General features: G+C 70.5%; 9 protein-coding genes and 1 rRNA gene. 4 read left to right on the top strand and 6 right to left on the bottom strand.

Features of this window, described 5'->3' with window-relative positions:
• The coding region (locus tag VIP82_RS21635; protein ID WP_331912462.1) for a YflT domain-containing protein at nt 1–661 on the bottom strand (661 nt) is incomplete at its 3' end.
• Nucleotides 662–701: 40 nt separating this feature from the next.
• Here VIP82_RS21635 and VIP82_RS21630 point away from each other — a divergent pair.
• The 3 genes from VIP82_RS21630 to VIP82_RS21620 are packed head-to-tail and all read left to right on the top strand — an operon-like array spanning nt 702 to nt 3,711.
• The gene (locus VIP82_RS21630) at nt 702–2,033 is read left to right on the top strand and encodes a magnesium transporter (RefSeq protein WP_331912460.1); all 1,332 of its coding nucleotides are present in this window, start codon (nt 702–704) and stop codon (nt 2,031–2,033) included.
• A complete protein-coding gene (locus VIP82_RS21625; RefSeq protein ID WP_331912458.1) occupies nt 2,033–2,560 on the top strand; it encodes a DUF1003 domain-containing protein in 528 nt (175 codons plus the stop codon). The genes VIP82_RS21630 and VIP82_RS21625 overlap by 1 nt, the downstream gene beginning before the upstream one ends.
• On the top strand, nt 2,557–3,711 hold the full coding sequence (locus tag VIP82_RS21620; RefSeq protein WP_331912456.1) for an Mrp/NBP35 family ATP-binding protein: 1,155 nt from the start codon (nt 2,557–2,559) through the stop codon (nt 3,709–3,711). Before VIP82_RS21625 ends, VIP82_RS21620 begins: the two co-directional genes overlap by 4 nt.
• 13 nt (nt 3,712–3,724) lie before the next feature.
• Here VIP82_RS21620 and VIP82_RS21615 read toward each other — a convergent pair whose 3' ends face one another.
• Nucleotides 3,725–4,108, bottom strand: a complete 384-nt coding sequence (locus VIP82_RS21615; RefSeq protein ID WP_331912454.1) for a twin-arginine translocase TatA/TatE family subunit — start codon at nt 4,106–4,108, stop codon at nt 3,725–3,727.
• A 73-nt stretch (nt 4,109–4,181) separates the two neighbouring features.
• Here VIP82_RS21615 and VIP82_RS21610 point away from each other — a divergent pair, with 73 nt between their 5' ends.
• Nucleotides 4,182–4,817: an O-methyltransferase gene (locus VIP82_RS21610; RefSeq protein ID WP_331912452.1), complete on the top strand. Its 636-nt coding sequence runs from the start codon at nt 4,182–4,184 to the stop codon at nt 4,815–4,817.
• Nucleotides 4,818–4,878: 61 nt separating this feature from the next.
• Here the strand turns inward: VIP82_RS21610 and VIP82_RS21605 are convergent, their stop codons facing one another.
• From VIP82_RS21605 to rrf, 4 genes are all read right to left on the bottom strand, one after another.
• A complete protein-coding gene (locus VIP82_RS21605) occupies nt 4,879–5,052 on the bottom strand; it encodes a DUF3117 domain-containing protein (protein WP_019179788.1) in 174 nt (57 codons plus the stop codon).
• Between the two features lie 95 nt (nt 5,053–5,147).
• Entirely contained in the window at nt 5,148–6,374 is a 1,227-nt protein-coding gene (locus VIP82_RS21600) for a putative hexosyltransferase (RefSeq protein ID WP_331912450.1), read from the bottom strand.
• Entirely contained in the window at nt 6,356–7,432 is a 1,077-nt protein-coding gene (gene dapE, locus VIP82_RS21595; RefSeq protein ID WP_331912448.1) for a succinyl-diaminopimelate desuccinylase, read from the bottom strand. The genes VIP82_RS21600 and dapE overlap by 19 nt, the downstream gene beginning before the upstream one ends.
• Nucleotides 7,433–7,511: 79 nt before the next feature.
• Nucleotides 7,512–7,603, bottom strand: a 5S ribosomal RNA gene (gene rrf, locus VIP82_RS21590); the annotation flags it as partial.

Here is a 7,603-nt window from a genome sequence, read left to right as displayed (position 1 = left end):
CGGGGTCGTCTGCGGCGGGCTGCTCGGACGCCGAAGGCTGCGACTCCTCTCGCGGCGCGGCATCCGCGTTCGGCACGACCCGCTCGCCGTACCTGGGCGGCTCTGTGGTCGCCGCATCGGGAGCGGGCGCGGCAGGCGCAGCGGGCACCGTCGGAGCGGCGGACGACGCAGGCGCGGCCGGCGTCACTCCGGTCTGGGGCCCCAGCACCTGACGTGCGCGATGCACGCTGTTGTCGGTCACCGTGACCTCGTAGTGGTCGGCCACGACCTGCATCACCGACGCGTAGTCGCGGCGGCGGCGCACGAACGAGTACGTCACGATGCTCAGCAGCATGCCGATCGCGATGCCCACGAACAGCACCCCGACGAAGGCCTGGATGGGCACCGACGGGGATCCGATCACCAGGATCGCGGAGAACAGCAGCCCGAGGAGGAGCCCGTTCACGGCGCCGGAACGCGCCGCCGACGCGTAGCCGAGGCGACCCGTGATCCGCTCGATCGAACGGAGCCCCTGACCCACGATCGCGATGTCGCGCGCCGGGATGTCGGCCGCGATCAGCGACGACACCGCCTTCTGCGCCGCCTCGTACGTCGGGAAGCTCGCCACGGTCTGGCCGACCGCGTCGGAACCCTGCGGAGAGCGCCCTCCCATCATGGTCATCTCCCCATCCTCCCATGGCACGCGGACTACGCTGGGATGTGTGAGCACGCAGAGGGTTTTCGTCGCGCGCCTTTCCGGGTGCTCGGTCTTCGACCCCGCCGGCGACCGTCTCGGCAAGGTCCGCGACGTCGTCGTCATCTATCGAAAAGACGATCCGCCGCGCGTGATCGGACTCGTCGTCGAGATTCCCGGCCGTCGCCACGTGTTCGTCTCGATCGGGCGCGTCACCTCCATCGCCACCGGCCAGGTCATCACGACCGGTCTCATCAACGTGCGGCGCTTCCAGCAGCGCGGCGGCGAGGTGCGCGTGATGGCCGAGATGCTCGGCCGCAAGGTGTTCTTCGCGGACGGCTCCGGCACCGCCGTGATCGAGGACGTCGCGATCGAGCGTAACCGCCTGGGCGAGTGGGATGTCGGACAGCTCTTCCTGCGCAAGCCGAAGACGAGCGCCTCCCCCTTCGCCAAGGGGCCGACGACTTTCGCCAACTGGGACGCGGTGCGCGAGAGCCAGGTGCCGGGCGAGGCCCAGTCGGCCGAGCAGCTCGTCGCGACCTACTCCGAGCTGCGCCCCGCCGACCTGGCGAACACGCTGCTCGACCTCCCCGAGGACCGGCTTCTCGAAGTGGTCGAGGAACTCCCCGACGACCGTCTCGCCGACGCGCTGGAAGAGATGCCCGAGGACGAGCAGGTGCACATCCTCGAGGCGCTCGACGACGAGCGCGCCGCCGACATCCTCGACGCCATGGAGCCCGACGATGCCGCCGACGTGCTGGGCCAGCTGCCCGAGGACCAGCGCGAGGAGCTGCTGGAGCTCATGCAGCCCGAGGAGGCGGAGGATGTCCGCGCGCTGCTGAAGTACGGCCCCGACACCGCGGGCGGTCTCATGACGAGCGAGCCCATCGTGCTGTCCGCCGACGCGACGATCGCCGAGGCGCTCGCCCTCATCCGGCGCCACGAGCTGCATCCCGCACTCGCGGCCGCGGTCTTCGTGACGCTGCCGCCGTACGAGACGCCGACGGGCAGGCTCCTGGGCACCGTGCACTTCCAGCGGATGCTGCGCTACCCGCCGCACGAGCGCCTCGGCGCGATCATCGACGACACGCTCGACCCGGTGCCCGCCACCGCATCGGCCGCCGAGGTGGCCCGACTCCTCGCGTCGTACAACCTCGTATCGCTTCCCGTCGTTGATCCCGCCCACCGGCTGGTCGGCGCGGTGAGCGTCGACGACGTGCTGGACTACCTGCTGCCCGAGGACTGGCGATCTCACGATGCGGAGGATGATGAACGACGCCCGGCGTCCGAAGCCGTGCCGACGACCACTGCGAGCACGCTGGCCTTCGGCACGCCCAAGAGCAGCGGCAGGAGGCGCTGATGGCACGCGCCAACCGCCAGCCGTCGCTCGACGCGCCCCGCGGCCGCTCCGGCATGCTGCAGCGCAGCCCGCAGCAGTCCAGCGACAGGTTCGGGCGCTTCTCCGAGGCGTTCGCCCGCGCGATGGGCACGTCGGGCTTCCTCATCGGCATGACCGTCTTCGTGGCCGTGTGGCTGGCGTGGAACATCTTCATGCCCCCGCAGCTGCAGTTCGACCCGTCCGCGACGAACTTCACGCTGCTGACGCTGATCCTGTCGCTGCAGGCGTCGTACGCGGCGCCCCTGATCCTGTTGGCGCAGAACCGGCAGGACGACCGCGACCGGGTCCAGATCGAGCAGGACCGACAGCGCGCCGAGCGCAACCTCGCCGACACCGAGTACCTCGCGCGCGAGGTCGTGGCGCTGCGCATGGCCGTCAACGACTTCGCCGACCAGGTGGTGACGCGCGAGGTGCTCCGCACCGAGCTGCGCGCCCTGCTCGAGAAGCTCGACAGCAACCCCGAGGTCGACGAGGGCGCCACGAGATGAGCCTTCCCACGGACGCGGACGCCGTCCGCACCGCCGTCGGCGCTGTCTCCGATCCGGAGCTGCGCCGTCCGATCGGCGAGCTCGACATGGTCCGCGACATCTCGGTGGACGGCGGCGTCGCCCACGTCGCGATCGCCCTCACCATCGTCGGATGTCCGGCTGCCGACCGCATCGCCTCGGACGTGCGCGCGGCCGCGGCATCCGTTCCGGGCATCACCGATGTCGCGCTCGACGTGGGCGTCATGACCCCCGCCGAGCGGCACGCGCTCACCGAGCGCCTCCGCGGCGGGCGAGCCCGGGAGATGCCGTTCGGCCCCGGAACGCTCACGCGCGTGATCGCGGTCACCAGCGGCAAGGGCGGTGTCGGCAAGTCCACCGTGACGGCGAACCTCGCCGCTGCCCTCGCCGAGCGGGGCCTGGCCGTCGGACTCGTCGACGCCGACGTGCACGGCTTCTCGATCCCCGGTCAGCTGGGTCTCGTGGCTGCCGACGGCCGCGTCCCGCAGCCTACGCGCGTCGACGACCTCATGCTCCCGCCCGTCGCGCACGGCGTGAAGGTGATCTCGATCGGGATGTTCCTGCGCGGGCGAGACGGGGACAGCCCGGTCGGCGCCGTCGCGTGGCGCGGGCCGATGCTGCACCGCACGGTGCTGCAGTTCCTCACCGATGTGTACTTCGGCGATCTCGACGTGCTCCTGCTCGACATGCCGCCGGGCACCGGCGACGTCGCGATATCGGTTGGCCAGCTGCTCCCCAACGCCGAGGTGCTCGTCGTGACCACGCCGCAGACCGCCGCCTCCGATGTCGCTGTGCGCAGCGGCCTGGTGGCGCGTCAGACGGGCCAGCGGGTGATCGGCGTGATCGAGAACATGTCCGCCCTGACTCTCCCCGACGGCACCACGCTCGACCTGTTCGGCGCCGGAGGCGGTGCGGCGGTCGCCGCGGCGCTGTCCCAACCCGACGCCGAGGTTCCGCTGCTCGGCTCGGTGCCGCTCAGTCCGACGCTGCGGGCGGACGCGGATGCCGGCATCCCGGCCGTCCTCGCGCACCCCGGCGATCCGGCGGCCGAGGTCATCGCCCGCATCGCCGCGGAACTGGCGCGCACGCCGCGGGGTCTGTCGGGACGCTCGCTCCCGTTCCGTCCGCGGTGACGGTCGCTCGGCGTCAAGTCGCCTCGGTGTCGTAGGGCGTCGGCCCGTCCGCCGGACCGCGGAAAGGCGACGACACCGGTGTGGTCGGGGGCGTCGGTGCGGGCGCGGCCTGCGCTGCGGCGGCGACACCGGCCACCGGCGCATCGTCCAGCAGCGCCTCGCGGATGATCCGTCGGGGGTCGTACTGGCGCGGGTCGAGGGTGCGCCAGTCGACGTCGTCGAAGTCCTCGCCCATCTCGTCGCGCACACGCGTGCGCGCGGTGGTCACCCACTCCCGCGCCCGCTTCGTCAGTCCCGCGAGGGACTCCGCATACCGCGGCAGACGCTCGGGTCCGAGGATGAGTGCCGCGACGAGTCCGATCAGCAGAAGCTTCTCGATCGTGAGGCCGAAGATCATGCCTTCAGATTACCGCCGTGCCTGTGCGATCAGCGCCGCGGGGCCGCGTAGGCTGGCGGGCGGAGGGATGCTGATGGGAGAGCAGAACGCGAACCAGCGGTTCGTCGATGAGGCGACGAGCGAGCCGGAGCACATCGCGCGAGCTCGTGCGCACGCGCTCGAGCTCGGCGCCGCGCCGATCAGTCCCGCCATCGGCGCGCAGTGCGCGGTCATCGCCGCCGCGTCGCAGGCGCTCAACATCGTCGAGATCGGCACCGGCGCCGGGGTTTCCGGTCTCTGGCTGCTGCACGGTTCGCCCCGTGCCACCCTCACCACCATCGACAAGGAGCCGGAGCACCTCGGGGCCGCCCGGCAGGCCTTCGCCGAGGCGCGGATCCCGCCGGCCCGCGCGCGATTCATCACCGGCCGCGCGGCAGAGGTGCTGCCCCGTATGAACGAGGCGTCCTACGACATCGTGCTCGTCGACGCCGATCCCGACGGCGTCATCGAGTACGTCGAGCATGGCCTCCGCCTGGTACGCGCCGGTGGCACCGTGCTGGTCCCCCGCGTCCTCGCGGGCGGCGGCGTCGCCGACCCGGTCCGCCGAGACCCGGTGACCACCGCCTACCGCTCGCTCATCCAGGAGACGCAGGCATCGCCCGCCGTGATCGGAGCGCTGTCGATCACGGGCGAAGGGCTGCTGCAGCTGACCACGGTCGCCCTGTCGTGACAGATCAGCAGAAACGCGAATGGCCGGTCCCGTCGGGACCGGCCATTCGCGCAACGTGCGACTACGCGGCGTTGACGACGCCACCCAGAACGTCGTAGAGCTCCTTGGCCTCAGCGTCGTTCACCGAGACGACCAGGCGACCGCCTCCCTCGAGCGGCACGCGCACGATGATCAGTCGACCCTCCTTCACGGCCTCCATCGGCCCGTCTCCGGTTCTCGGCTTCATGGCTGCCATTGCGGCTCCTTTTCATCGATGGTCTGCAGGTCAAGTTTATCGTGAGGGCACGGGCCCCGGGCACGCCTGGGGAAAGCGGCATCCGTCATGTCGCGTCACGGAACCTGCCAAGTGCTGTTGCCGAGCGCGTACATGTTGTAGATCCACCACCACTGGCCGATCAGGCACGCCAGGAGCACGCCGATACGCCAGACACGCGACCGAGGTACAGCGAAGGCGCCCCACAGGGGCGAGAGCGGGACGAGCAGCCGGAAGATGCTCGACTGCGGGAAGAACACCAGCAGCAGGTACACGAGGTAGCTCGCGCTCCACAGCCGGATCTCGATACCCAGTCGGCGCACCTGCGGCAGGAAGACGAGCGCCGCCCCGATCAGCAGCACGCCGGCGCCGACGAGGGCGAAGCCCAGAGCGAGCGGCAGATGCCACAACGTCTCGAACCAGAACGACACCCCGGCGAAGAAGGGCTCGAAGGGTGCGAAAGTCGGGTCTCCCGGCACCCAGTTGCGACGCCAGGCGAGCTCGGTGGCGAGGTAGGCGCCGGGTTCGCCGGTCACCCAACCGGCGATGAGCTGCCACGCGAAGCCCGCGATGGCGGCGAGCAGGCCCAGCGCGATGATGTGGGTGATCTCAGCGCCCCGCAGGGGCTCCCGTGCCCGGTGGAACCACCTCCAGATGCCGAAGAGCGCCAGGAACAGCGCGAACGCCAGCACGCCGGGACGCGTGAAAGCCATGAGCGGAATGAGCAGGTACAGCCAACCGTAACGACGCCGCACCACGCACCAGAGCCCGCAGAACAGCCAAAAGAGGTTGAGCGACTCGGCATAGCCGATCTGGAACAGCGCGGCGAGCGGACCGCTCGCGAAGAACGCCACCGCCCACAGCGTCGCCGATTCGTCGAGGCGAACCCGCAGCAGACTGTAGAGGGCGACGGATGCTCCGTACCCCGCGATGAGCGACACGATCAGGGCACCGGTCCCCCACTGCCCGCCGAACGGCACGGCAACCGCCTGTGCCAGGTAGGGGTAGAGCGGGAGGAAAGCCCAAGCGTTCTCTGCCACCTGCCCGGCATCGGTCAGCGGAAGCGAGCTCGGGTAGCCGGAGATGGCCACCAGCCAGTACCACGTGCCATCCCACGCGACGACCGTGTCTCCGAGGCCGGCATCCGCACCCATCCGGCTCTGGAAACCCGACAGCTCGGCCGCGAGAAAGAGGAAGAGCGTCGTGACCAGGCGCGCACCCAGGTAGATCGCCGCCACCCGCAGGGCTACGCGGCCCCGCGAGCGCCGGAGCGCGGGAACGGCGGTCAGCTGGTCGCCAGCCACGCCCGCAGGCCCTGCTCGACCGCCTCGATCTGAGCCACCGGCACCCGCTCCTCGTCGTGATGCGCGAGGTGGGGGTCTCCCGGACCGTAATTCACGGCCGGCACGCCCAGCGCGCTGAAGCGGGCCACGTCGGTCCAGCCGTACTTCGGACGCGGTTCGGCGCCGACCGCGGCGAGGAACTCCTGCGCCAGCGGAGCGTCGAGGCCCGGACGCGCGCCGGCCGCCACGTCGACGACGTCGACCTCGAAACCGGCGAACACCTCGCGCACGTGCGCCTCGGCCTCAGCGGCATCGCGGCTCGGTGCGAAGCGGTAGTTGACCTCCACCTCGCAGAGGTCGGGGATCACGTTCCCGGCGACGCCGCCGCTGATGCGGACCGCGTTGAGGCCCTCCCGGTACACGAGCCCCTCGACCGCGACATCGCGCGGCTCGTACTCGGCGAGCCGCCCGAGGACGGGCGCCGCCTTGTGGATCGCGTTCTCGCCGATCCAGGCCCGCGCGCTGTGGGCGCGCACACCGTGCGTGCGCACGATCGCGCGGAGGTTGCCGTTGCAGCCGCCCTCGACCTCGCCGTTCGACGGCTCGCCGAGGATCGCGAAGTCGCCGGCGAAGAGATCGGGGCGGGTACGCGCCAGTCGCGTCAGTCCGTTGAGATCGGCGTCGACCTCTTCGTGGTCGTACCACATCCAGGTGATGTCGACCCGGGGAGCCACGAGCTCGGCGGCGAGCTTGAGCTGCACCGCGACGCCGGCCTTCATGTCGACCGTGCCGCGGCCCCAGATGAACGGGTGCCCCTCGAACTCGACGTCCTTCGTCGGGACGTTGCGGTTGATCGGCACGGTGTCGATGTGCCCGGCGATCACGACGCGCTGCGGGCGACCGAGGTTCGTGCGGGCGACGATCGTGTCGCCGTCGCGGTAGACCTCGAGGTGATCGAGCGCGGAGATCTCCGCGAAGATCTCGTCGGCGAGAAGAGTCTCATCGCCCGACTCGCTCGGAATGTCGCAGATGATGCGAGTGAGTTCAGCAGAGGACAGCGACAGATCGAGCGCGGGCATCCCTCGAGTCTACCGAGGTGGATGATGCCCTTAACGCGCAATGGCCACCCCATCAGGGGTGGCCATTGCGTGAATGGGTGTCCGGCGGTGTCCTACTCTCCCACAGGGTCCCCCCTGCAGTACCATCGGCGCTGAGAGGCTTAGCTTCCGGGTTCGGAATGTGACCGGGCG

The organism is Microbacterium sp. (genome assembly GCF_036566905.1).
GTDB lineage: Bacteria > Actinomycetota > Actinomycetes > Actinomycetales > Microbacteriaceae > Microbacterium.
This window is presented reverse-complemented; position numbering and strand designations above follow the sequence as displayed.

Coding starts and splice junctions, on each gene's coding strand:
- VIP82_RS21615 (WP_331912454.1), bottom strand. CDS start 4,108: ATGATCTTCGGCCTCACGATCGAGAAGCTTCTGCTGATCGGACTCGTC.
- VIP82_RS21620 (WP_331912456.1), top strand. CDS start 2,557: ATGAGCCTTCCCACGGACGCGGACGCCGTCCGCACCGCCGTCGGCGCT.
- VIP82_RS21625 (WP_331912458.1), top strand. CDS start 2,033: ATGGCACGCGCCAACCGCCAGCCGTCGCTCGACGCGCCCCGCGGCCGC.
- VIP82_RS21610 (WP_331912452.1), top strand. CDS start 4,182: ATGGGAGAGCAGAACGCGAACCAGCGGTTCGTCGATGAGGCGACGAGC.
- VIP82_RS21605 (WP_019179788.1), bottom strand. CDS start 5,052: ATGGCAGCCATGAAGCCGAGAACCGGAGACGGGCCGATGGAGGCCGTG.
- dapE (WP_331912448.1), bottom strand. CDS start 7,432: ATGCCCGCGCTCGATCTGTCGCTGTCCTCTGCTGAACTCACTCGCATC.